At 67.8% G+C, this 22,528-nt stretch carries 19 protein-coding genes; 5 read left to right on the top strand and 14 right to left on the bottom strand.

The window, feature by feature from the left end:
• Positions 1-9: 9 nt before the first annotated feature.
• The 7 genes from PBN85_RS02000 to PBN85_RS01970 form a co-directional block, all read right to left on the bottom strand.
• Positions 10-819 (bottom strand): urea amidolyase associated protein UAAP1, encoded by an 810-nt coding sequence (locus PBN85_RS02000; protein WP_271299989.1) that lies wholly within the window; start codon positions 817-819, stop codon positions 10-12.
• Positions 816-1,604: an ATP-binding cassette domain-containing protein gene (locus PBN85_RS01995; RefSeq protein ID WP_271299988.1), complete on the bottom strand. Its 789-nt coding sequence runs from the start codon at positions 1,602-1,604 to the stop codon at positions 816-818. The genes PBN85_RS02000 and PBN85_RS01995 overlap by 4 nt, the downstream gene beginning before the upstream one ends.
• Positions 1,601-2,419, bottom strand: a complete 819-nt coding sequence (locus tag PBN85_RS01990) for an ABC transporter permease (protein WP_037531742.1) — start codon at positions 2,417-2,419, stop codon at positions 1,601-1,603. Before PBN85_RS01990 ends, PBN85_RS01995 begins: the two co-directional genes overlap by 4 nt.
• A 141-nt stretch (positions 2,420-2,560) precedes the next feature.
• Positions 2,561-3,655, bottom strand: coding sequence for a putative urea ABC transporter substrate-binding protein (locus PBN85_RS01985; protein ID WP_271299987.1), 1,095 nt, complete (start codon positions 3,653-3,655; stop codon positions 2,561-2,563).
• 162 nt (positions 3,656-3,817) lie between these two features.
• Positions 3,818-4,741: a LysR family transcriptional regulator gene (locus PBN85_RS01980; RefSeq protein WP_037531860.1), complete on the bottom strand. Its 924-nt coding sequence runs from the start codon at positions 4,739-4,741 to the stop codon at positions 3,818-3,820.
• A gap of 116 nt (positions 4,742-4,857) precedes the next feature.
• Positions 4,858-5,532 carry a hypothetical protein gene (locus PBN85_RS01975; protein WP_271299986.1) on the bottom strand — a complete coding sequence of 225 codons (675 nt, stop codon included), beginning with the start codon at positions 5,530-5,532 and terminating at the stop codon, positions 4,858-4,860.
• A complete protein-coding gene (locus tag PBN85_RS01970) occupies positions 5,529-6,518 on the bottom strand; it encodes a sterol desaturase family protein (RefSeq protein WP_271300822.1) in 990 nt (329 codons plus the stop codon). The genes PBN85_RS01975 and PBN85_RS01970 overlap by 4 nt, the downstream gene beginning before the upstream one ends.
• Before the next feature lie 181 nt (positions 6,519-6,699).
• Here PBN85_RS01970 and PBN85_RS01965 point away from each other — a divergent pair, with 181 nt between their 5' ends.
• Positions 6,700-7,986 (top strand): PQQ-dependent sugar dehydrogenase, encoded by a 1,287-nt coding sequence (locus tag PBN85_RS01965; protein ID WP_271299985.1) that lies wholly within the window; start codon positions 6,700-6,702, stop codon positions 7,984-7,986.
• Positions 7,987-8,023: 37 nt separating this feature from the next.
• Here the strand turns inward: PBN85_RS01965 and PBN85_RS01960 are convergent, their stop codons facing one another.
• Both PBN85_RS01960 and PBN85_RS01955 read right to left on the bottom strand, forming a co-directional pair.
• The gene (locus PBN85_RS01960) at positions 8,024-9,730 is read right to left on the bottom strand and encodes a cation acetate symporter (RefSeq protein ID WP_271299984.1); all 1,707 of its coding nucleotides are present in this window, start codon (positions 9,728-9,730) and stop codon (positions 8,024-8,026) included.
• A complete protein-coding gene (locus tag PBN85_RS01955) occupies positions 9,727-10,035 on the bottom strand; it encodes a DUF485 domain-containing protein (RefSeq protein ID WP_271299983.1) in 309 nt (102 codons plus the stop codon). The genes PBN85_RS01960 and PBN85_RS01955 overlap by 4 nt, the downstream gene beginning before the upstream one ends.
• Before the next feature lie 229 nt (positions 10,036-10,264).
• Here PBN85_RS01955 and PBN85_RS01950 point away from each other — a divergent pair, with 229 nt between their 5' ends.
• Positions 10,265-11,284 carry a cupin-like domain-containing protein gene (locus tag PBN85_RS01950; protein WP_271299982.1) on the top strand — a complete coding sequence of 340 codons (1,020 nt, stop codon included), beginning with the start codon at positions 10,265-10,267 and terminating at the stop codon, positions 11,282-11,284.
• Between the two features lie 18 nt (positions 11,285-11,302).
• Here the strand turns inward: PBN85_RS01950 and PBN85_RS01945 are convergent, their stop codons facing one another.
• From PBN85_RS01945 to PBN85_RS01935, 3 genes are read right to left on the bottom strand one after another with little or no spacing between them, the layout of a single operon-like run.
• Positions 11,303-12,802, bottom strand: coding sequence for a tryptophan halogenase family protein (locus PBN85_RS01945; protein ID WP_271299981.1), 1,500 nt, complete (start codon positions 12,800-12,802; stop codon positions 11,303-11,305).
• A 3-nt stretch (positions 12,803-12,805) separates the two neighbouring features.
• A complete protein-coding gene (locus PBN85_RS01940) occupies positions 12,806-14,317 on the bottom strand; it encodes a tryptophan halogenase family protein (RefSeq protein WP_271299980.1) in 1,512 nt (503 codons plus the stop codon).
• On the bottom strand, positions 14,314-14,805 hold the full coding sequence (locus PBN85_RS01935; RefSeq protein WP_271299979.1) for a hypothetical protein: 492 nt from the start codon (positions 14,803-14,805) through the stop codon (positions 14,314-14,316). The genes PBN85_RS01940 and PBN85_RS01935 overlap by 4 nt, the downstream gene beginning before the upstream one ends.
• 195 nt (positions 14,806-15,000) lie before the next feature.
• Between PBN85_RS01935 and PBN85_RS01930 the strand changes: the two genes are divergently transcribed.
• Together PBN85_RS01930 and PBN85_RS01925 are read left to right on the top strand one after the other, a co-directional pair.
• On the top strand, positions 15,001-18,402 hold the full coding sequence (locus tag PBN85_RS01930) for a TonB-dependent receptor (RefSeq protein WP_271299978.1): 3,402 nt from the start codon (positions 15,001-15,003) through the stop codon (positions 18,400-18,402).
• A 60-nt stretch (positions 18,403-18,462) separates the two neighbouring features.
• Positions 18,463-19,062, top strand: coding sequence for a CC0125/CC1285 family lipoprotein (locus PBN85_RS01925; RefSeq protein ID WP_271299977.1), 600 nt, complete (start codon positions 18,463-18,465; stop codon positions 19,060-19,062).
• A 98-nt stretch (positions 19,063-19,160) separates the two neighbouring features.
• Here PBN85_RS01925 and PBN85_RS01920 read toward each other — a convergent pair whose 3' ends face one another.
• Together PBN85_RS01920 and PBN85_RS01915 are read right to left on the bottom strand one after the other, a co-directional pair.
• Complete coding sequence (locus tag PBN85_RS01920) at positions 19,161-20,006, bottom strand: undecaprenyl-diphosphate phosphatase (RefSeq protein WP_271299976.1); 846 nt, start codon at positions 20,004-20,006, stop codon at positions 19,161-19,163.
• Positions 19,993-20,961: a lysylphosphatidylglycerol synthase domain-containing protein gene (locus PBN85_RS01915; RefSeq protein ID WP_271299975.1), complete on the bottom strand. Its 969-nt coding sequence runs from the start codon at positions 20,959-20,961 to the stop codon at positions 19,993-19,995. Before PBN85_RS01915 ends, PBN85_RS01920 begins: the two co-directional genes overlap by 14 nt.
• Positions 20,962-21,280: 319 nt before the next feature.
• On the opposite strand from PBN85_RS01915, the gene nhaA reads away from it, so the two are divergent.
• Positions 21,281-22,498: a Na+/H+ antiporter NhaA gene (nhaA, locus tag PBN85_RS01910; protein WP_271299974.1), complete on the top strand. Its 1,218-nt coding sequence runs from the start codon at positions 21,281-21,283 to the stop codon at positions 22,496-22,498.
• The last annotated feature ends 30 nt before the right edge of the window (positions 22,499-22,528 follow it).

The following is a 22,528-nucleotide window of genomic DNA, read 5'->3' as shown; positions in this document are numbered from 1 at the left end:
CGTCATCCTTCAGCGCGCGTAGAGGTCTTCGGTGTTGAGGAAGGCGCGCAGGCCTTCCGGCGTCGCCTGGCGCAGCGGATCGTCCGTCGCCGCCGGCGCGCCGCGCCACGCGGTCGCGCGCAGCGGCGTAACGGTATAGGCGTCGCGCGGATCGAGCACGTGCGGGCAGTTGGCGAGCGCGACGATCAGCTCCATCTCGGCGCGCAGCACCAGCGTCCGGCCGGGTGCGAACGGCCCGATCTGCGGCTCGGTGGCGCCATCGTCGGCGATGCGCACGCCCTTGAACCAGGTGACGCAGGGGTGGACGTCCCTGCGGCCAAGCCCGTGCTTGGCGACGGCGAGCATGAACCGGTCGCGGGCATTGGGATACGGCCCGTAATTGCTGCCCACGCCATAGCGGCGCGCGTTCGACGCGGCATTGGACGCGCCGCAGAAGGCGTCGTGCGTACCGGCTTCGTCGTCGAGGATCGACATCATCACCCGGCCCATGTCCGACAGCAAAAGCCGCCCGGCGCCGAGATAGCCGTTCCACTGCACCTTGACCGTATCGGCGACGTTGAGCCGCTCGGTCGGCATGTCGGCGTTGAACAGCAGCATCGCCGCGCAGGCATCGCCGTTGAGGTCGATCAGCCGCAGCCGGGTGCCGCGCGCGATCCGCCGTGCGGCATAGCCGCCCGGCGCGATCGTCTCCTCCCAGATCACGTCTCCGGGCGCATCGGCGGCGGCGGCGGGCAATGTCGGCATCGCCTCCACCCGGGTGCCCGCCATCGCGCGGGCATGATCGCGCGCGCCGGAGGGGTCGGCGGTGGTCGTCGTCATGCAATGGGTCTCCCGGACGGGTCCGTGGTGAGCGCCGCGAGCAGCGCGGGCGGCGGCGGTGTCTTGCGATCGAGCGGCAGGTCGTAGGTGACGGTCGCGCCGAAGCGGTGCGGCGCGTGCGGATCGTGGCGCCGCTTGTCGAAGGCGAGCACACGCGTGCCGAGCTTGAACGCCTCGCCGATGTCGTGCGTCACCATGACGATGGTCAGGCCGTGATCCTGCCACAGCCGGGTGATGAGCGCGTGCATGTCGAGGCGGATGCCGGGATCGAGCGCGCCGAACGGCTCGTCGAGCAACAGGATGCGCGGATGCTTGACCAGCGCCTGCGCGATCGCCAGCCGCTGCTGCATCCCGCCCGACATCTGCGCCGGATAGACGTCGAGACTATGGTCGAGCCCGACCGCGGCGAGCATCTCGACCGCGCGGTCGCGCGCCGCCCGCCGCCGTGCGCCGAACAGCCGCGCGGTCAGCGGCGCACCGGCGCATTCGATCCCGAACAGCACGTTGCCGAGCGCGGTGAGGTGCGGAAAGACCGAATAACGCTGGAAGACGACGCCGCGATCGGGGCCGCAGGCCGCCGGCATCGCCCGGCCGTCGAGCAGCACCTGCCCGCGCGTCGGCGCCTCCTGCCCGAGGACGAGGCGCAGGAAGGTGCTCTTGCCCGCCCCCGACGGGCCGACCACCGCGACGAAACTGCCCGCGTCGAGCTGGAGCGAGACGCGTTCGAGCACGATCTTGTCGCCATATTCGACCCAGATGTTGCGCAGTTCGAGCAGCGGCGTCATCGGCCTGCTCCGTGCGCCCAGGGGAAGCCGCGGCGGCTGATCGCCATCAGCAGCGCATCGGCGAGGATCGCGAGCAGCGAGATCCAGGCGACATAGGGCAGGATGATGTCCATCGCGAAATAGCGGCGGACGAGGAAGATGCGATAGCCGAGCCCGACGTCGGAGGCGACCGCCTCCGCGGCGATCAGGAACACCCAGGCCGGCCCCATCGACAGCCGCAACGCCTCGATCAGCCGCGGCATCAGCTGCGGCAGCGCGACGCGGATCGCGAGCTGCCAGCTGTTCGCGCCGAGCGTCTGCGCCTTGGCGAACTGCTCGGCGGGCAGCCCGGTGACGAAGCCGGTCAGGTCGCGCGTCATGAACGGCGCGATGCCGATCGCGATCAGCGCGATCTTCGACGCCTCGTCGAGCCCGAGCACGATGAACAGGATCGGCAGCACCGCGACCGGCGGAATGACCGCGATGATCGCCACCATCGGCCCGAGCAGCGCCCGGGCGAGCGGCACGGTGCCGAGCAGCAGGCCGAGGATCAGCGCGGTCGCGGTGGCGATGGCGAGGCCGATGCCGAGGCGGTACAGGCTCGCCAGCGTATCGGCGACGAGCAGGATGCGATCGGTCGCGGGGTCGCGCTGGGTGGTGAAGTCGTGCGCCGCCTGCGCCATCGCCGCAAAGGTCGGCAGCACCTTGTCGGCCGGATTGGCGGCGTGGCGCGCCTCCGAGGCGAGCAGATAGACGAGCAGCAGCGCGACGATCGGCAGCGCGCCGAGCAACAGCCGCGATGCGCGCTGCGGCCGGATGTCGACCAGCCGCCTCATGCGGCGGGCCGAGCCGCGGGCCGGGTCGTGATGGTCGTACGCGGTGCCATTCCCGTCCTTCTGTTCGGCCATGCCACCGGCACGGCGCTCCGTTCGCCGGGGCGGCACCCCGGCGGCCTCCGTCTCTCGCTCAGGGTGCGGCTACAGCGTCCCGCTCGCCGCCAGCTTCATGTAAGTGGGATCGAAGCGCAGCTTGACGTTCTTGGGATCGCCGAGCGACTTGCCGCCGGCGAAGCTGATCCCGATCGCGTCGACCGATCTGGCGCTCGGCCCGAACAGACCGTGCGCGAAGCCGAACTGACGCACCCGGTCGGTGACGGTGATGAGGTCGGGATTCTCGGCATAGGCCGCGGCATCCTTCGCGTTGGCGTAGAGATGCGTCGTCTTGAGCTGTTCGTCGAAACTGGCCTCGGTGGTGCCGGCGGCCTTCGCCATCGCGGCGCGCGCCGCCTTGCCGGTCGCGTCGGTGCGGGTCATCAGCGCCATCGTCTCGTACCAGATGCCGGCGAGCGCCTTGCCGAGGTTGGGATTGGCCTTGAGCGTCTCGGTGCTGACGTTGAGCGTGTCGAGGATCTCGTTGGGGATCTTGGAACTGTCGAACACCTCGGTCGCGCCCGGCGTCGCGCGGATCGTCGCCAGCTGCGGGTTCCAGGTGGCGACCGCGGTGACGCCGGGCGAAGCGAAGGCGCCGACGATATCGGCGTCGCCGGTGTTGACCGTCTTGACGTCGGCGAGCTTCATCCCGTTGAGCTCGAGACCGCGGGCGAGCAGGAAATGCGAGACCGACAGTTCGACCAGCTTGACCGAGCGTCCCTTGATGTCGGCCATCGTCCGGCCGTTCTTGAGCACGACGCCGTCATTGCCGTCGGAATAATCGCCGATCAGCAGGACGGTCGTGTCCTTGCCGCCCGCGGCGGGAATGGTCAGCGCGTCCATCGTCGTCGCGGTGACGCCGTCGAGCTTGCCGGCGGCAAATTGATTGACCGATTCGACATAGTCGTTGACCTGCACCATGCGGATGGTGATGCCGTATTTGTCGGCCCATTTCTTCACGATGCCGGCCTGCTGCGCATAGGGCCAGGGCATCCAGCCGGTGTAGATCGACCAGCCGATCGCAAAGTCCTTCTTGACGGCGCCGGCGCCCGCCGCCGAACCGGCCGGCTTGCTGCCGCACCCGCCCAGCGCGATCAATGCCGCTATCGCTGCCATGCCGCCGAGCCACGGTCGATCTACCATTCAGCGGTCCCTTTGCCGTGCCGATGCGCCCCGCCCTCGCCAAGCCATTGAAGACACCGGCGAAATCATGCGCGCATCAGCGCCTTACCCTCGTCGCCAAGGTTGCCGCGCCGGAGATCATCGATGAAGGGGCAAAATTCCGATGGAAGACATAGACCGTGTCTATGCCCTGCGCTGCGCCCGGTTGCGGCGCATCACCTCGTCGAGGAACAGCTGCGTCGCGGTGTCGCGCGAGGGTTCGGCGCGGGCGAGCAGGAAGATATCGTAGGACGGCTCCGCATCGGGATGGAGCAGCGGCCATAGCCGCCCCCTGGCGACCGCGCTTTCGGCGGCGAGCACCGGCAGGAAGCCGATGCCGACGCCGAGCGAGATCAGCCGGATCGCCTCGTTGATATCCTCCGCCCGGCCGGTGGCGCGGGTGCCGAGCCGGTAACGCCGGCGCAGCCGGGTGATCGTCTCCAGCTCGTCCTCGCCGGTCAGGACGAAGCCTTCGTCCTTGAGCTCGCCGAGCCGCTCGACGCGGTGCCCGAACAGTGGATGGCTGCGCGCGCAATAGAGTTGCTGACGCTCGACCAGTAAAGGTTCGTAGATCAGCCCGCCGCGCACGTTGCTGTCATAGCCGACGCCGATCTCCGCCTCGCCATGTTCGAGCGCGTCGAGCACCGCGCGCCACGGCGAGACGCGGATCTCGATATGGATGTTCGGGTTGCGACGATGGAAGCTGGCGATCGCCTCGTCGAATTCGAGCGACGACACCGCGGAGATCAGCTGGATGCGGACGACGCCCTCGATCCGCTTGGTTGCCTGCGCGACCTGGTGCGGCACCATCCGCGCTGCCTCGAGCATCTCCTCGCACAAGGCGAGCAGCGCGCTTCCCGCGGCGGTCATCTCGACGCCCCCCGCCGAGCGGTTGAGCAACTGCACGCCGACCTGTTCCTCGAGCCGCTTGAGCGCGGCGCTGATGCTCGGCTGCTGCCTGTTGAGCTTGCGCGCCGCCGCGCCGATGCCGCCCGCGCGGACGATCTCGACGAAGGTGCGCAGCAGGTTCCAGTCGACGCGGCTGGCAAACGTCTTGTCAGGCAGCATCACGTCGTCGATCACATGGCCAGCTCCGCAACCCCGTGCGGCACACCTTTAGCCGGGCGCCCTGCCCGTGCAACGCCCTTGCCATCCGCGCGACCGGGGCCGCGCCGTCCGGCTGCTCAGCCTTGGCGCAGGCTGCGCCGGAACAGCGCCCCGACCCGCCGCGCCTCGAACACCCGCCCGATCGCATAGAGCGTGGCGAAGATCCCGGCGAAGACATAGCCGGCGGTCGGCGACGGCTTCTTGTCCTTGTCGTCATCGCCGCCCTTCTTCTTGGGTTGCTCGGGTGCCGGCGCGCCGAGCGCCTTGTCGATCGGATTGAGCGGCGCCGGCGTCTTCTTCGCCTTCGGCTTCTTGGCCTCGATCTTGGGGGATTCGAGCTTGCCGAGCGCGACGGTCGCCTGCGCGAAGGCGAGGAACAGCAAAGGCGCGAGGAAGCAATAGAGCAACGCCTTGCTCAGCAGCCGATAGCGCAGGACCAGCCCCTCCGCCTGCGCCTCGATCCACAGCATGCCGCCGCTGAACACCGCCATCCGGTCCTGCGCCGCCGCGTCGCGCTTGCTGAAGGTCAGCGTGTCGCCGTTCCGCTCGCGCGCGGTGCCGGTGGTGCGGAACAGCGGATCGAGCCGGTCGAACGCCTCGTCCGGCGATTGACCGGGGTCGAGCGGCACGCTGCCATGGATATGCCAGATCCAGTCGGTCAGCCGCTTACGCAGCGTCGGCGCTCCGGACGCATCCGGCTGCGCTGCGCCGGTCGGCAGGGTGTCGGCGGTCATCATCGCGGCGGTCGTCATTCGGCCGGCACCGCGTGCGGATAGGCATTGGGCGAGAACCGCGCCTTGATGCTCTTCCAGGCTTCCACGAAGGTGAAGCTCATCGTCTCGCCGATCGACATCGGCCGGCCGCCCTCCATGCCGAGCAGTTCCGCCTCGCCGTCGACGCAGGTGCCGAACATCCGGTCGATGATCACCCAGGTGTTGGTGTAATTGCTGCGGCTCGCCTCAAAGTCCTGCGAATGGTGGACGCTGTGATGCTCGGTGGTGTTGAACAGGAAGCGCCACCAGCGCGGCGAATTGAAGCGGACGTTGATATGCTGGTAGGTGCCGACCGCGAGGCCGAACGCGCCGGCAAGCAGCACGGCGCGCGGCACGAAGTCGAAGAAGCCGCCGACGCCGAGGCCGATCAGGAACAGCTCGACCGGATTGCCGACCGCGCCCTTGTTGATGTTGAGCTGGGTGATGTAATGGTGCGGCGCGTGCGCGATCCACAGCGGATGCCAATTGTGCATGCCGCGATGCATCCAATATTGGCCGAAGTCGAAGACGAACGAGATCAGGAAGGCCTGCAACAGCAACGGCAGGCTGGTAAACCAGGACAGTTTGTCCCAGTCGAACGAATGCTGCACCGCCTTGATGATCGCACCATCGCCGATGTAACTGTCGACGACGCGCAGCAACGTGTAGCCGAGACCGACGTAGAACAGGTCGCTGGTCAGCTCCTTCCAGGTCAGCCGCCAGCTGTCGTGACGGGGCGCGAGCCATTCGAGCCCGAGCAGCAGCACCTTGAAGCCGACGCCGATCGCGACGGCGGTGGACGCCTTGGCGATGCTGTTGGGCGCGTAGAACCAGAAGGCGAGCAGCGCGAACAGCATCACCGGCTGGAACCAGGTGAAGAACAGCCGCTTCGCGGGACCGCCCTCGACCTTCGGGATATTCTCCCATCCGACGGTGACGGGCGCCTGCGCGCCGATCACCCGCTTGCCTACCCGAACACCGTCCATCTGCACCTCGCATCGCTACGATCCGACAGCCTTATGTCGGTAAGTGCGCGGCGGCGTGATACGTCATCAGACGTATAAGCGGCGGCGTGGGCGCCGGGTGCGATGCGGGTTGCCGAGAGAGGCTAAGTGTCGGAAAGATGATGATAACCGGGCAGCTCGCCCACTCGCCGAAGGATCGTCCATGTTGCGCACCACCTTGATCGCCGCCACGGGGCTGGGCCTGCTCACCGGATGCGGCGGGTCCGGCGGGTCGGCCGGCTCCGGCGCCCCGCAGCCGACGGAACAGGCGCAGGCCGCGGCAGCGCCGGTCAATTACGGCAACAGCAAACCCGCCGCGACCAAGCCGTTCCGGACGGTGCCGGTCGCCACCTTCGATTCGCCCTGGGCGCTCGCCTTTCTGCCCGACGCGACGATGCTGGTGACGGAGAAGCCCGGCCGCCTGTGGCTGGTAACGCCGAACGGCGGCAAGACCGCGGTCGGCGGCGTGCCGACCGTGCACGACTCGGGGCAGGGCGGCCTGCTGTTCGTCGCCACCGCGCCGGGCTTCGCGCAGAACCGCCAGATCTATTTGACCTATGCCGAACCGGGCGAGGGCGGCGACGGCCTTGCCCTCGCCCGCGCGACGCTCGGCACGGCGGACGGCAAGCCGGCGTTGCAGGGGCTGGAGGTGCTGTGGCGTCAGCTGCCGCGCGGCAACGGCGGCCAGTTCGGCGGCTATATCGCCTTCTCGCCCGACGGCCAGTCTCTATACCTGACCTCGGGCGAGCGGCAGCGCTTCACCCCCGCGCAGGACCCCGACCAGGCGCTCGGCAAGATCCTGCGGCTGACGCTCGACGGCAAGCCCGCGCCCGGCAATCCGCACGCCGGCCAGACCGGCGCGGCGACGATCGCGGTGATCGATCCGCCCGCCAATACCGGCGCGGCGGCCAAGGCGCCGGTGCGCAAGGTGACGCTGACCACGCCCAACCTGACGCCTGCCGAGACCTGGACCAGCGGCCATCGCAATCCGTACGGGCTCGCCTTCGACGCGCAGGGGCGTCTCTGGGAAACCGAGATGGGGCCACAGGGCGGCGACGAGCTCAACCTGATCGAGCCGGGCAGGAATTACGGCTGGCCGCTCGTCTCCTACGGCGACAATTACGATGGTACGCCGATCGCCAAGCCGGACAGCCGCCCCGATCTGCAACAGCCGGTCCTCTACTGGAACCCGGTGATCGCGCCGGCAGGCTTCGCCTTCTACGCCGGCAACATGTTCCCGGAGTGGCGCGGATCGGCCTTCGTCGGCGGCCTCGCCTCGACCGCGCTGATCCGCCTCGCCTTCGACGGCACCAGCGCACGCGAGGCCGAGCGGTGGGACATGGGCGCCCGCATCCGCGCGGTGATGGCCGGACCCGACGGCGGCCTGTGGCTGCTTGAGGACGGCGACTCGGGCCGGCTGCTGCATCTCGTCGGCAACCGCGGCGGGTGAGCGGCGGGCGGTGCCGCCGCCCGCCGACCGCTTTGAGTCAGTGCGACGCCCCGCCGACGGCGCCGATCCCCGTCTCGGCACGCACCCGCTGCGCGAGATAGCCGTCGCGGTCGACCGCGGCGCGCGCGCTGCGATCGAACAGCGACACCAGCCAGATGGCGAGGAACGCCGCCGGCATCGAGATGATCGCCGGCGACGAATAGGGGAAGATCGCGGCCGGGTGGCCGAGGATCGTCACCCACACCGCCGGCGACAGCACCGTCAGCCCCACCGCCAGCACCAGCCCGAGCGTGCCGCCGACCACCACGCCGCGGGTGGTGCAGCCCTTCCACAGCAGCGACAGGAGCAGCACCGGGAAATTGCCCGACGCCGCCACCGCAAAGGCGAGGCTGACCATGAAGGCGACGTTCTGCTTCTCGAAGATGATGCCCAGCAGGATCGCAAGGATCGCGAGCACCAGCACGGTACGCCGCGACACGCGCAGCTCCGCCGCCGAATCCGCCGCGCCCTTGCGGAAGACGGTCGCATAGAGATCGTGGCTGACCGCCGAGGCGCCCGACAGCGTCAGCCCGGCGACCACCGCGAGGATCGTCGCGAAGGCGACGGCGGAGACGAAGCCGAGGAACACATTGCCCCCGACCGCATGCGCGAGGTGGATCGCCGCCATATTGCCGCCGCCGACCAGCCCGCCGGCGGGATCGAGGTAGCGCGGCTCGGTCGCGACCAGCACGATCGCGCCGAAGCCGATGATGAAGGTCAGCAGGTAGAAATAGCCGATCCACCCCGTCGCCCACAGCACCGACTTGCGCGCCTGGCGCGCGTCCGGAACGGTGAAGAAGCGCATCAGGATATGCGGCAGGCCGGCGGTGCCGAACATCAGCGCCAGCCCGAACGACACCGCCGACACCGGGTCCTTGATGAAATTGCCCGGCCCCATGATCGATCGCCCGCGCACCGCCGCCGCGCCCGGATCGAGGCCGGCCGCGGCGGCGAGGTCGGTCTTCACCGCCACGGCGCGCGCGAACAGCGCTTCGGGCGAGAAGCCGAATTGCGCGAGCACCGCGAGCGCCATGAAGGTCGCGCTGCCGAGCAGCAGCACCGCCTTGACGATCTGTACCCAGGTGGTCGCGGTCATCCCGCCGAACAGCACGTACAGCGTCATCAGCACGCCGACGATGACGACGGCATATTCGTAGCGCAGCCCGAACAGCAATTTGATCAGCTGCCCGGCACCGACCATCTGCGCGATCAGGTAGAAGAGCACGACGGTGAGCGTGCTGATCGCGGCAAAGCCCCTGACCGGCGGTTGCGCGAAGCGGAAGCTGGCGACGTCGGCGAAGGTGTAGCGGCCGAGGTTGCGCAGCCGCTCGGCCATCAGGAACAGGATGATCGGCCAGCCGACCAGAAAGCCGATCGAATAGATCAGCCCGTCATAGCCGTCGGTGAAGATCTGCGCCGAGATGCCGAGGAACGACGCCGCCGACATATAGTCGCCGGCGATGGCGAGGCCGTTCTGGAAGCCGGTGATGCCGCCGCCCGCGGTGTAGAAATCGCTCGCGGTGCGCGTCCGTCGCGCCGCCCAGCGGGTGATCGCCAGCGTCAGCACCGCAAAGGCGGCGAACATCGCGATCGCGGTCCAGTTGGTCGGCTGCCGGACCGTCTCGCCCGCCAGCGCATCCGCCAGCGCCGGAGCCGGCATAAGCACCACGCCCGCGGCGAGGGCGAGCGCTGCCCGGCGCGTCACGCGCGCGACTCGCTGCGCAGCGCCTCGCTCAACGGATCGAACTCGCGCGCGGCGCGGCGCACATACAGACCGGTCAGCGCGATGGCGAGCAGGATGACGCCGAAGCCGACGACGATGCCGACCGAGGTCACGCCTTGCCCGATCGGTCGCGCGAGCAGCGCCTTGTCGAAGGCGATCAGCAGGATGAAGCCAAGATAGGCGGCGAGCATCACTCCGGTGAGCCCCCAGGTGAACCGCCGGCGCCGCCGCACCAGCGCGATATATCGCGGATCGGCTGCGATCCGGGCCCATTCGGCTGTATCCATGCTCGCTCCCCCGCTTTTGCCCGATCATGCAGCAAAGGCGCCGGGCCGCAAGCCGTTTCGGCCCCGCCATGTTCGCGCAAACACCCCGGCCCATCCGTTGTGCGCGTCAATGGATTGACGCTAAGCTCCCGTCCGATCCGGAGAATCAACGCGCAAACGACGGTCGCATGGCAATCGGCGGGCGCGGGTCGCACAGGGGGAGGCGCAAGATCATGGCGGAGGGCGTGCGATGATGCCGCTGGACTGGGCCAGGCCGCTGCCCGAATGCGGGCGGGTGGATGCGGCGACCTTTGCCGACACGATCGTCCGCCAGGGGCAGCCCGTCGTCCTGCGCGGACAGGTCGCGGACTGGCCGGCGATCGCCGCCGCCAATGCCGGCCGGGAGAGTCTGGCGCGCTACATCGGGCAATTCGACCAGGGCGCGCCGGTGCAGGTGATGGTCGGGCGACCGGAGATCGCCGGCCGCTATTTCTACGACGCGACGGTGGAGGACTTCAATTTCCATCGGCGGATGGTGCCGTTGAAGGTGTTGCTGTCGGAGCTGGTGCGCTTTGCCGGCGATCCCGCAGCGCCGGCGCTCTACGCCGGGTCGGCGCCGACCGGACAGCTGCTGCCCGGCTGGAGCGAGGCCAATCCGCTCGCGCTGACGCTGCCGGGCGCCAAGGCGCGGATCTGGATCGGTAACGAGACGCGGATCTCGACCCATTTCGACGGGTCGGCGAATCTCGCCTGCGTCGTCGGCGGGCGCCGCCGCTTTCTCCTCTTTCCGCCCGACCAGCTCGCCAATCTCTACGTCGGGCCGCTCGAACAGACGATGGCGGGGCAGCCGACCAGCATGGTCGATCCCGATGCCCCCGACCTCGACCGGTATCCGCGCTTCGCGACGGCGATGCGGCATGCGCTGGTCGCGGAGCTGGCGCCCGGCGACGCGATCTTCATGCCGACCTTGTGGTGGCACAACGTCCGCGCGTTCGGGCCGCTGAACGTGCTCGTCAATTACTGGGCGGAGGATCCGACGGCAAGCAGCCCATTCACCGCAATGATTCACGCGATGCTCGCGGTGCGCGATCTGCCCGCCGCCGAACGCGCGGTCTGGCGGGGCTGGTTCGATCACTATGTCTTCGATGAGTCCGCCAGGCGGGTCGCCGATCATCTGCCCGAGGCGGCGCGCGGCGTACTGGGGGCGGCCTCCGCCTCCCGCAGCCAGCGGATCAAACACTATCTGGTCGCCATGCTGGGCGGCGGCTGACGACCGCCGGCGCGCCGGTCACCCGCCGGCGATCGTATCGAGGATATCCTGATGCGACGGCATGCGCTCGACGGTCAGGTCCATCGCCCGGGCGATATGCGCCATCCGCCGGTCGAGCTCCTGCTCGGGCAACTGGTGCGCCAGCGGGTGTTGGCGCTTGGGCGCGATGCCCTGGCCGTGCAACACCGCGAGCCAGCTCGTCTCGCTGAACAGCTCATTGTCGTGCCGGTAGAGGCGGCCGTTCTCGCGGAAGATCGCGATCCGCTCCGCGAGTGACGCGGGCAGCGCCATGGTGCGGCAATGGCGCCACAGGGGCGAATCGTCACGCGTCGTGGCGGCGTAATGCAGGATGATGAAATCGCGCACCTGCTCATATTCGATCCGCGTGCGCCGGTTGTAATAATCGATGTCGTGCTGGTTGAAGCAGCGATCCGGAAAGTTGGTGAGCAGGCGCGCGATCCCCGATTGGATGAGGTGGATCGACGTCGATTCGAGCGGCTCGAGGAAGCCGGCGGCAAGGCCGAGCGCGACGACGTTGCGATCCCAGGCCTTGCGCCGCAGACCCGCCTTGAAGCGCAGGACGTTGGGGTTCGACAGCGGCTCGCCGTCGAGGGCGGCGTCGAGCGACCGCAGCGCCGCCTCGTCATCGCAATAGTGCGAGCAATAGACGAAGCCGTTGCCGGTGCGGGTCTGGAGCGGGATGCGCCATCGCCAGCCCGCCGCCACCGCGGTTGCGCGCGTATAGGGCAGCGGCGCGTCGACCCGCGCGCAGGCACGGGCGACGGCGCGGTCGCACGGCAGCCAGTGGCTCCAGTCCTCGAACCCCGCCGCCAGCGTCTGGTCGATGAGCAGGCCCCGGAACCCCGAACAGTCGATGAACAGATCGCCGCCGAGCGCGCGCCCGTCCTCCAGGACGACCGCCTCGACATGACCGGCCTCCGCCGCGCGCCGAACCGTGGTGATCCGCCCCTCGCTGCGACGCACGCCGCGCGCCTCCGCACGCTCGCGCAGAAAGCGGGCATAGCGGCCGGCATCGAACTGATAGGCGTAGTTGAGCGTGCCGAGCGGCGATCCCGGCCGCGCCTGATCCGGTCGCTGGAACCGGCCCGCCGCCGCCGCCTGCGCGCCGATGCTGAACCGGTCGAGCGGCAGCGCATGGCCGAGCCGCGTCTGGCGATACCAGAAATGATGGAAGTGGAGCCCCTCCATCTCCTGACCATAAGTGCCGAAGGGGTGGAAATACCGGTCCCCGATCCGGCCCCAGTCGACGAACTCGATGCCGAGTTTGAACGTCGCGCCGGTCTGGCGGATGAACTCCGCCTCGTCGATGCCCAGCAGGCGGTTGAAGTAGAGGATATGCGGGATCGTCGCCTCGCCGACCCCGACGGTGCCGATCGCCTCCGATTCGACTAGGTCGATCTCCACCCCGGTCAGCATATGCGACAGCGCCGCGGCCGCCATCCAGCCGGCGGTGCCGCCGCCGACCACGACGATGCGGCGGATCGCCAGCGGGTCCATCGCTCAGCGCCCCGCCGCGCAATAATGCGCGAGATAGTCGGCATGCGTCGGCAGGCGCTGCACGGCATCGGCCATGGCATGTGCCATCGAACGCAGGCTGTGCGCGACGTCGCCGACCGGCAGGGTCGTGATGACCGGATCATAGCGTCGGGGCATGATCCGCTGCCCGAGCATCACCGCCACCCAGCTTGGCCGCGCGAACAATTCGTCATTGTAGCGGAAGACCCGTCCGGTTTCGCGGAACAGCTCGATCTTGTGGCGGAGCGTGTCGGGCAGATCCATGGTCCGGCAATATCGCCAGAACGGCGTGTCGTCGCGCTCCGTCGCTGCATAATGCAGCACGATGAAGTCGCGCACCTGCTCGAACTCGACATCCATGTGCCGATTGTATTCCGTCCGCAGGATGTCGGGCATATCCTTGGTCGGGAAGAGCGAGATGAAGCGGCTGATCCCCTCCTGAATGAAATAGAGCGAGGTCGATTCAAGCGGCTCGAGGAAGCCCGCGGACAGGCCGATCGCGACGCAATTGCCCGACCAGAAGCGGCGGCGGTGCCCCGCGGTGAAGCGGATCTGCCGCGGTTCGGCGAGCGGCGCGCCGTCCACCCCCGCGCGCAACACGGCCTCGGCCGTATCGTCGTCCATGAAGTGACGGCTGTAGATATGGCCGTTGCCGGTGCGGCGCTGCGTCGGGATGCGCCATTGCCAGCCGGCCGGCTGTGCGGTGGACCGGGTATAGGGCAGTGGTGGGCCGACCGGCGCGCTCGGCATCGCCAGCGCGCTGTCGCACGGCAGCCAGGCGCTCCAGTCGGTATAAGCGACGTCGAGCGTCTCGCCGATCAGCAGGGCACGAAAGCCGGTGCAGTCGAAGAAGATATCGCCCGTGATCCGCTCCCCCGAAGCCATGACGACGGCGGCGATCCCCTCCCCGGACGCGGTGCGATCGACCTGCGTGACGATCCCTTCGACACGGGTCACGCCGCGCGCCTCGGCATAGCGCCGGAGATAGCGGGCGTAGAGCGCGGCGTCGAAATGATAGGCGTAGCGAAGATGCGACAGGATCGATCGCGGATCGGGATGCGGCGCGGTGAAGCGCCCGGCCCGCGCCGCCAATGCGGAAAGGCTGTACGTCTCGATCGGCGTCTCGACGCCGTCCGCGCGCAGCCGCAGCCAGTAATGATGGAAGTCGACCCCCTCCATATCCACGCCATGCTGGCCGAAGGGGTGGATATAACGATCGCCCGGCCGGGCCCAGTCGATGAACTCGATGCCGAGTTTGAAGGTCGCCTCGGTCGCGCGCATGAATTCGGCTTCGTCGATGCCGAGCATCTGGTTGAAGGCGAGGATGTCGGGAATCGTCGCCTCGCCGACGCCGACCGAACCGATCGCTTCCGATTCGACCAGGGTGATGGTCATCGCACTGCGCTCGTCGATCAGGCTGGACAGCGCCGCCGCGGTCATCCAGCCGGCGGAGCCGCCACCGACGATGACGATCGATCCGATGGACGGCGCCGTCATCGACCGGGCGCCTGCGCCGGGGCTCGTGCCGGCCTGTCAGCCACGCCGACCGGACAAATCGTCGAAGTATCGTGCCGCCGATTTGCTGCGATCGCGACAATGCCAGTATCGACCAACACAGTAATTTGAACCCTCATCCCATTGAATCTGCGATACCAGTAAAGTTTTCTATCCAACGGCTGCAAGTCGTTGCGGGGAAGACGTAGCGCCATCCGGCTTCGTTTATAGACCCGATCCGGTTCTAATGTAGCAGGCACCGGCAAGCGAAGCCTCGCCGTTATGTCTGACAAGCCCGTGAAATCCCCGCGTAAGTCTCGCAACCGCCGAGCTTTAGTTTCGGCATATCGATGTTGACCGGCTCGCGGCGACACATAGCGCATGATTTCGCCCATCAAAACGGATTCAATCTGTGCATTTTCCGCCCCCTTTTCTTCCCTTTCAATGAGATAAACCTGCCCACTGAATTTGCAAAGGGGAAGCGCCGCCACCTCAATGTTAGGCCGGAATACGACAGAATAGCGTCTATAATTTTTCGTCTTGCGTCTTACAAATACCTGACATAGCAATACTCTTACATTTGATGACCGGTTGTCGACCGGGGTTGGAGAGCCCCGGATCGTTCCACAAGGCCGGCGTCGAAGGGAGAACGGGTTCGGTGCGCCGAACGTGGAGGGGGTGCCATCATGAAGAATAGCGTACGCTCGGTCGTGTCCGGGCCTTTGAAGTCGCTGCTGCTTACTACATCGGCATTGTCGGTGTTCGCGGCGATCGTGTCGCCCGCGGCCGCGCAGACGGCGACGCCGCCGATCGACGAGCAGGCATCACCGCCGAAGACCGGCGCCCCCGACACCGATCCCGCCACCGTGCCCGACGATGGCGCCGCCGATCCCGGCCGGCCCAATGACATCGTCGTCACCGGCATCCGCAAGGCGCTGGAGAGCGCCAAGGAAATCAAGCGCAACGCGGATACGGTGGTCGATTCGATCACCGCTTCCGATATCGCTACCCTGCCCGATCTGTCGGTCGCCGAGGCGCTCGGCCGCGTTCCCGGCGTGACCATCTCGCGCTTCGCGACCGGTGGCGCCTCGCCCGACTTCCCGTCGCCCGAGGGCCAGGGCAATTTGATCCGGGGCCTCGGCTTCGTCCGCTCCGAATTTAACGGCCGCGACGCGTTCAGCGCCAACGGCGGCCGGGTGCTCGATTTCTCCAGCATCCCGCCCGAATTGATCGGCGCCGTCGACGTCTACAAGAACCAGACGGCGGACCTGATCGAAGGCGGCATCAGCGGCACGATCAACCTGCGCACGCTCGAACCCTTCGACCGGCAGAAGCCGTTCCTCGCCATCTCGCTCGACAATACCTACACCGATCTGCGCAAGAAATCGTCGCCGTCGGGCAGCATCACCGCCGGACGGCGGTGGCAGACGGGGATCGGCGAATTCGGCGTCATCGCCTCCTATTCGCGCTCGAACCTCGATTCGCGGATCAACGGCTGGCAGCAGAACGCCCCCTTCCCCCGCGTGCTCGATGCGTCGGGCAACGTGCCGCAGACCAATCTGACCGGCGCCGCCAAGCTCGGCGAGTTCACCGGCGTCGATCCGTCGAACATCATCGGCACGACGCCCGGTTTCCAGATGCGGACGAACGACGTCGACCGTGACCGGCGCAGCTATTACGGCGCGATCCAGTGGAAGAACGACCGGCTGCAGCTGACCGCCAAATATATCCGCGTCGAGGAGACCACCGACAGCATCGAACATACGTTCGAATGGTTTCCCGAACACGATACCGGTACGACCGCCGGGATCACCAACCTCAAGGTCGACAAGGGCTTCTCGTCGGCCGGGGTGGCGATGTGCAGCGGCGCCGGCGCCTTTCCGTCCAATCCGGGTGACTGCGAGACGCTGATCCCGATCCAGGGCGGCCTGATGGAATCGGGCTTCGTCACCAACCGCATCGATTCCTGGACGGGCGCGGTCGGCTCGCCGGTCGGCTCGCTCGGCATCGGGCGGATGGATCGCAGCAAGACCCAGGATATCAGCCTCAACGCCAAATGGCAGGCGACCGATCGCCTGCTGGTCACCCTCGACGGGCAATATACCAAGGCCAGCGCCAGCACCCGCCAGATCTGGGCCGGCTTCAACACCTATCTCGATTGGCAGATCGCGCCCAATCTCGACAATCCGCGGATCAACTTCTCGGTCGATCCGGAGCATCAGTTCAATCCGAACAACACACGCTACACCGGCGACAGCGCCACCAATCCCCTCGCCCGGCCGACGTCGAGCGCCGACTTCAACGGGTCGACCTTCCAGTTCGCCGCCGATCAGTTCCAGGTCGGCAAGGGCGACCTTTATGCGCTGCGCGCCGATACCGCCTACGATCTGTCGGGTGGTGAGGGCTTCGGCGGCTGGTTCGACAGCGTCAAGCTCGGCGCGCGTTATGCCAAGCGGAGCCAGACCAATGCCGAAATGGCGCTCAACTGGGGATCGATCGCGCCGCCGTGGGACGGTCGCGGCGGCTATGGCATCGTCGGCACCTTCCAGGACCCCAACCAGGCCGCGGAGGTCGTCAGCTTCAGCAACTTCTATCGCGGCGGCGTGGTCCAGGGCAGCAACCAGTCCTTCGTCTTCGCCAACCGCAACCTGCTCAGCAGCTATTCGAACTTTCGCAAATATCTGAACAGCGAACCGCAGCTCGCGCCGCCCGCCGGCTGCGCACTGCCGACCTGCGCCGGCAATTTCGGCTGGCTGCCGCGCGGCACCGACGACGGATCGCGCTTCGGCTCGCCGACCTTCCGCCCCGAGGATATCTCGGACATCACCGAACGCACGTTCAACGCCTATATGCGGCTCGACGCCAAGCACGAGTTCGACAATGGCATGTCGATCGCGGCGAATGCCGGCGTCCGCTACGTGCGCACCGAACTGAATTCGGCGGGCTTCCAGGCGTTCCGTCCGTTCGTCGCGGATACCCAGACGTCCGCAATCGATGCCAACGGCGTGCGAACGCGAACCGACGATGCGGAGAGCCGGGACGATCCCCGTGACTTCCTGCCCGGCGCGACCGCTTATTCGGAGCAGGCCGCCGTCCCGATCACTTACAAGCAGACCAACGTCAACTGGCTGCCCTCGTTCAACGTGCGCTGGAACATCGATCGCCAGCAGCTCGTCCGCTTCGCCTACAGCAAGGGGCTGAGCCGGCCGAACGTGCAGGACCTGCGCGCATCGCAGGAATATGTCGTGACCACCAACCGGATCAATTATCCGACGATCACCGACCGCAACGATCCGCTCTACGGCATCGATCGGGGGGCGCAGAGCATCACGGTCGGCGAAATCCGCGTCAATCGCGGCAATCCCCGACTGCGCCCGACGCTGGCGGACAATTTCGACCTGTCGATCGAACGCTATTTCCGCGGCGGCTATGTCTCGATCGCCGGTTTCTACAAGAGCCTGTCCAACATCATCACCAACGGCGACCTGCCGCTCGGCACCACGCAGCTCGACGGCCAGACCGTCAACATCATCTACAGCGGCCAGGTCAATCAGGCGAAGGCCAAGATCAAGGGCGTCGAGGTCAGCTACCAACAGTTCTTCGACAAGCTGCCCGGCGTGCTCAGCCATCTCGGCTTCCAGGGCAATTACACCTATATCGACTCGTCGGCGACGCCACCGGCCAACGGCGTCGACAGTAACGGCGACGGCGTGCCGGACGATCAGACCACCGTCTTCCGCTTCGGGGTCGACAATCTGCTCGGCCAGTCCGACCATATCCTCAACGCGGTCGGCATCTACCAGGACAGCGCGCTCGAACTGCGTCTCGCGTACAATTGGCGATCGAAATATCTCACCTCGTATCGCGACTACGTGACCGGCAACCCGGTGTTCAACTCGGCGGCCGGGTTCCTCGACGCCTCGGTCCGCTTCAAGGTCGGCGCGCTGACCTTGCGCACCTCGATCGCCAATATCCTCGACACGAAGAGCAAGTCGCAGGTGCAGATCGACAAGAGCGGCCAGATGTTCGACCGGTTCAGCTTCCTCAACGATCGACGCGTGGTGTTCGGTGCGCTGCTGCAATTCTGACCGGCGCCGCGCTCCGGCGCTGGCGCAGACGAGGATCGATCCTGCCCAATGGAGGTGGTCATGAAGCTCGGCATTTGGATTGCAAGCGTCGCGATGGTCGTGGCCATGCCGGCGACCGCGCAAAAGGGGTATAAGGCGGCGAAGACGGCCAAGGACGTCGGCTATCGCTCGACGACCGGCACCGATGGACGGATCACGATCGTCTACACCGGCGCCAGGGGCGCGAAGCCCGATCAGGTGGCGAAATTCGCGATGCTGCGCGCCGCCGAATTGACCAAAGAGGCGGGCATGACCTGGTTTGCCGTCATCTCGGCACAGACGAGCGATCTCGCCAACGGCACCGGCTCCAGCCTGCGCGACAAGACCGGACCAGATTTCGCGACCGGATCGACGAGCGCCGCGAGCGGCGCGGCCGGCCAGGCGGGATCCTCGCCCGGGGTCAGCGACGGCGCGGTTCCGACCGGCCCGACGACGGGCGGCTTCGGCGGCGGCGACGTGCCCTATCAGGTGCTGGAACGCTGGCGCCCCAGTCAGACGGCGCAGTCGGTCGTCGTCATCCAGCCGGGATCGGGGGACAACGCCGCCTTTCCCGGCCTGACCCAGCAGCCGACGATCTACAGCGCCGACGACGTCATCGAACAGGTCAGAGGCATACGCTAGGCCGGCCACGCCTTTCCCAATTTCCCATCGCTCTCGCGATGGTTCCACAGTCCCCTCTGGAGGCGGCCGGCCAGCCGCCTCCATTTTTTTGCGTCCTGCTACCGCGCGGCGATCATCCCATTCGCCAACAGCAGCAGCACCGCCGTCCCGGCCGCGATCCGGTATAGGACGAAGGGCAGGAAGCTGCGGCTCTGCAGCAGGCGGAGGAACCCGACGATCACCGCATAGCCGACACCGAACGCCAGCACCGTCGCCAGCAGCGTCGGCCCGCCGCCGATCGGGTTCGGCTTGTCATAGCTGTCGAGCAGCTCGAACACGCCGGACGCGAGTACCGCCGGGATCGCCAGCAGGAACGAATAGCGCGCCGCCGCCTCCCGCGTATAGCCGAGCAGCAGCGCCGCGCTGATCGTGCCGCCCGATCGCGACACGCCCGGGATCAGCGCGAGCGCCTGCGCAAAGCCCAGCAGTACGCCGTGCCGCCAGCCGAGCGTCTCCAGCGGCAGCCTGCGCGCGCCGATCCTGTCGGCGAGACCGAGCACCAGCCCGAACCCGATCAGCATGGTGGCCGTGATATAGAGATTGCGCAGCCCGCCCTCGATCTGATGCTTGAACGCCAGACCGAGGATCGCGATCGGCAGCGTGCCGAGGATGATGAGCCAGCCGAGCCGCGCGTCCGGCGACAGCGTCGCGGGGCGTTGCCTCACCGCGGTCAACCAAGCCAGCGCGATGCGCCAGATATCCCGGCGGAAGTAGAGCAGCACCGCGGCCTCGGTGCCGATCTGCGTGATCGCGGTGAAGGCCGCGCCGGGATCGGTGCCGGACGGCAGCAGCGCACCCGCGATCCGCAGATGCGCGCTGGAGGATACGGGAAGAAACTCGGTCAGCCCCTGCAGGACGCCGAGGAACGCCGCCTCCAGCCATGGTGCGCTATTATGGATGGTCATCGAAGCTCCGGACACCGTCATCGACGCACGGTCGGCGCAAGCCGACGAGTTCATGGCCGACGAACAACAGCCCGCCGATGGCGAGCGGGATCAGATAATAGATCAGCCGGAAGGCGAGCAGCGCCGCCACCAGCCCTGGCCGGTCGACCTGCGGCAGAGCGGCGATCATCACCACCTCGAACACGCCCAGCCCGCCGGGGGCGTGGACGAGCAGGCTGGTGACGATCGCGAACAGATAGCCGACCAGCACGGCGGGATAGAGCATGATCGCCGGCTGGGGTAGCAGCACGAACACGACACTCGCGGCGACGAGCAGATCGCCGGTCCCGAGCGCGAACTGGACGATCGCCATCCGCCACGTCGGCAGCCGCAGCGGCCAGCGCCACAGCCGTATGGCCCGCCCGCCCAAACGCCCGAGCGCCACCATATAGGCGGCCAACAGCGCGAGCAGGCACAGGCCGGCGGCGGTCTGGAAACCCGGCGAGATGGCGCGGTGCGCGACGGGCGGCAGGCTCGGCAGCAGGACGAGGCTCAGGCCGAGCAGCAGGACGGCGCCCAGCCAGAAGGTCACGCCGGCGACGATCATGATCTGGCCGACATCGGCAAGCGGCACGCCATGGCGGCGATAGATACGGTATCGCGCCGCGCCGCCGGTCAAGGCGGCAAAGCCGAGATTGTGGCTGAAGATATAGCTGGTGAACGCCGCCAGCGCGACGCTGGCATAGGGGACCGGCCGCCCGACGAGCCGCAACGCCACCACGTCGAACCCGGTGAGGATGCCATAGCTCAGCACCGCCAGCATCGCCGCGCCCGCGAGCGCCGCGGTCGGCAGCGCGCGAACCGCGGTCATCACCGCGCTCCACTGGGTATCGGCGAGCAGGTGGCGCAGCGCGACGACCGAAATCGCGAGCACGGCGAGCGTCGCGGCAGCGACCAGAAGCGAGCGCCACGACATGTCAGGACGATGCGGGAGCCGAGGACGCCCAACGCGCGCGGAACGGGCAGGCCGGGATAAGGTCGCAGGCGGTCACCGCGCCGGCCTACACAGGTCGCACCGCAAAGTCTGCCCTGCGTCGGACGTCTGGCGTGCGACGGCACCTGCCGCGGGGCCGCGATGGCGACCGGCGTATCGGCGGACCGGGCGATGGGCGACATCGGCTTGTGTCGCCACCGTCATGATGCCAAGACCGCCGCGGGTGTCGGCGCGCGCGCATCGACAGGGTCTCTCGTTGGTCGGGCCGCCAACGGCGACCCCTCATGCCCGGAGCCGCCGCATGACCGATCAACCCGCGCCCCCGTCCCCCGTCGTCGCCATCGCCACCAGCCTGGTCGAAAAGCCCCGATCCGCGCTGCGGGCCTTTCTGCGCAGCGGCGCGTCGGGCGGGCTGGTGCTGATGGCGGCGGCCCTCGCCGCGATGATCATCGCCAACAGCGGCCTCGGCGAGGCCTATTTCGGCATCCTCGCCGCCCATGTCGGCCCGCTGTCGGTGCTGCACTGGATCGACGATGCGCTGATGTCGCTGTTCTTCCTGCTCGTCGGCCTCGAGATCAAGCGCGAGCTGGTCGACGGGCATCTGGCGAGCTGGTCCGATCGCATCCTGCCGACCCTCGCCGCGCTGAGCGGCATGGCGGTGCCCGCGGCGGTCTATCTGGCGATCGCCGGGACGACGCCGGGACTGGCGCGCGGCTGGGCGATCCCGTCGGCGACCGACATCGCCTTCGCCATCGGCGTGATGGCGCTGCTCGGCAAGCGCGTGCCGGCGTCGCTCAAACTGTTCCTGACCACCGTCGCGATCGTCGACGACATGGGCGCGGTCGCCGTGATCGCGCTCGCCTATACCCATGACATCAGCGGCATCGCCCTGCTCGCCGCGAGCCTGATCGCAGGCGTGATGTTCGTGCTCAACCGGCTCGGGGTGGTGCGGCTGCTGCCCTATCTCTGCCTCGCGCTGCTGCTGTGGATCGCGGTATGGATGTCGGGCATCCATGCGACCATCGCCGGCGTGCTCACCGCCAGCCTGATCCCGATCCGCCGCTCGCCGGGCGCGCCGGACGCGGCGGGATCGCCGCTGCACCGGCTCGAACACGGCTTGCAGCCGTGGGTCGCCTACGCGATCGTGCCGCTGTTCGGTTTCGCCAATGCCGGCGTGCCCTTGGCGGGCTTCGGCCTGTCGACGCTGCTCGCGCCCTTGCCGCTGGGGATCGCGGCCGGGCTGGTGATCGGCAAGCAGATCGGGGTGCTCGGCGCGGTCTATGGCGCGGCACGCCTCGGCTGGGCGGGCAAGCCGCAGGGCGCGTCCTGGCTGCAGATCTACGGCACCGCGTTGCTCTGCGGCATCGGCTTCACCATGAGCCTGTTCATCGGCGGACTCGCGTTCAGCGACGCGACGCTCGAGCATGCGGTCAAGCTCGGCGTCCTCGCCGGCTCCGTTGTTTCCGCGCTCGCCGGTTCCATGGTCCTGTACCTCGGCGGGATGCGGCGGGGGTCATGACGATAGCGGTCGTCGCGCGCGCCTGCCGTG

The organism is Sphingomonas sp. CV7422 (assembly GCF_027945725.1).
Lineage (GTDB): Bacteria > Pseudomonadota > Alphaproteobacteria > Sphingomonadales > Sphingomonadaceae > Sphingomonas > Sphingomonas kyungheensis.
Note: the sequence above shows the minus strand (reverse complement) of the source record. Positions and strands in the feature narration are given on the sequence as shown.

Excerpts from the sequence above, each read along its gene's own strand:
- PBN85_RS02000 (WP_271299989.1), bottom strand. The coding sequence starts at position 819 with ATGACGACGACCACCGCCGACCCCTCCGGCGCGCGCGATCATGCCCGC.
- PBN85_RS01995 (WP_271299988.1), bottom strand. The coding sequence starts at position 1,604 with ATGACGCCGCTGCTCGAACTGCGCAACATCTGGGTCGAATATGGCGAC.
- PBN85_RS01990 (WP_037531742.1), bottom strand. The coding sequence starts at position 2,419 with ATGAGGCGGCTGGTCGACATCCGGCCGCAGCGCGCATCGCGGCTGTTG.
- PBN85_RS01985 (WP_271299987.1), bottom strand. The coding sequence starts at position 3,655 with ATGGTAGATCGACCGTGGCTCGGCGGCATGGCAGCGATAGCGGCATTG.
- PBN85_RS01980 (WP_037531860.1), bottom strand. The coding sequence starts at position 4,741 with ATGCTGCCTGACAAGACGTTTGCCAGCCGCGTCGACTGGAACCTGCTG.
- PBN85_RS01975 (WP_271299986.1), bottom strand. The coding sequence starts at position 5,532 with ATGACGACCGCCGCGATGATGACCGCCGACACCCTGCCGACCGGCGCA.
- PBN85_RS01970 (WP_271300822.1), bottom strand. The coding sequence starts at position 6,518 with ATGGACGGTGTTCGGGTAGGCAAGCGGGTGATCGGCGCGCAGGCGCCC.
- PBN85_RS01965 (WP_271299985.1), top strand. The coding sequence starts at position 6,700 with ATGTTGCGCACCACCTTGATCGCCGCCACGGGGCTGGGCCTGCTCACC.
- PBN85_RS01955 (WP_271299983.1), bottom strand. The coding sequence starts at position 10,035 with ATGGATACAGCCGAATGGGCCCGGATCGCAGCCGATCCGCGATATATC.
- PBN85_RS01950 (WP_271299982.1), top strand. The coding sequence starts at position 10,265 with ATGATGCCGCTGGACTGGGCCAGGCCGCTGCCCGAATGCGGGCGGGTG.
- PBN85_RS01945 (WP_271299981.1), bottom strand. The coding sequence starts at position 12,802 with ATGGACCCGCTGGCGATCCGCCGCATCGTCGTGGTCGGCGGCGGCACC.
- PBN85_RS01940 (WP_271299980.1), bottom strand. The coding sequence starts at position 14,317 with ATGACGGCGCCGTCCATCGGATCGATCGTCATCGTCGGTGGCGGCTCC.
- PBN85_RS01930 (WP_271299978.1), top strand. The coding sequence starts at position 15,001 with ATGAAGAATAGCGTACGCTCGGTCGTGTCCGGGCCTTTGAAGTCGCTG.
- PBN85_RS01925 (WP_271299977.1), top strand. The coding sequence starts at position 18,463 with ATGAAGCTCGGCATTTGGATTGCAAGCGTCGCGATGGTCGTGGCCATG.
- PBN85_RS01920 (WP_271299976.1), bottom strand. The coding sequence starts at position 20,006 with ATGACCATCCATAATAGCGCACCATGGCTGGAGGCGGCGTTCCTCGGC.
- PBN85_RS01915 (WP_271299975.1), bottom strand. The coding sequence starts at position 20,961 with ATGTCGTGGCGCTCGCTTCTGGTCGCTGCCGCGACGCTCGCCGTGCTC.
- nhaA (WP_271299974.1), top strand. The coding sequence starts at position 21,281 with ATGACCGATCAACCCGCGCCCCCGTCCCCCGTCGTCGCCATCGCCACC.